General features: G+C 67.7%; 1 protein-coding gene. It reads left to right on the top strand.

Features of this window, described 5'->3' with window-relative positions; translation table 11 throughout:
* On the top strand, nt 1-473 hold a 473-nt coding region (locus tag LK10_RS01075; protein ID WP_043119447.1), incomplete at its 5' end, for an IS3 family transposase.
* Nucleotides 474-477 lie beyond the last annotated feature (4 nt).

Here is a 477-nt window from a genome sequence, read left to right as displayed (position 1 = left end):
CCCGCCACGGACGGCCCCGGGCCGTGCACGCGGACTCAGGCCCGGCGATGCGCTCCAACCTGCTCAAGGATCTCCTCGAGGAGCACGGGATCGAACGAACCCACAACCGCCCCCGCGTCTCCAACGACAACCCCTTCTCCGAGTCGGAGTTCCGCACCATGAAGTACCGGCCAAACTATCCCGCCGTCTTCGAGGACCTGGCCGCCGCACGCGCATGGGTCCAGGGCTACATCCCCTGGTACAACACCCACCACCGCCACTCCGGCATCGCCCTGTTCGCCCCCGCCGCCGTGCACGATGGCAGCTGGCAGGGGCAGTGGGCCCGACGCGACCACGCCCACCAGGCCTACTACAACGCACACCCCGAACGCTTCCGCAGTCGTCCAAAGACCCCTGCCCCACCGAGCACCGTTGGCATCAACCTTGCCAACCCACCCTCGGAAACACCCCCCGACCGACTCCAAGCAGCTTGACAAC

The organism is Sinomonas humi, assembly GCF_000802235.1.
In the GTDB taxonomy this organism is placed as follows: domain Bacteria; phylum Actinomycetota; class Actinomycetes; order Actinomycetales; family Micrococcaceae; genus Sinomonas; species Sinomonas humi.
Note: the sequence above shows the minus strand (reverse complement) of the source record. Positions and strands in the feature narration are given on the sequence as shown.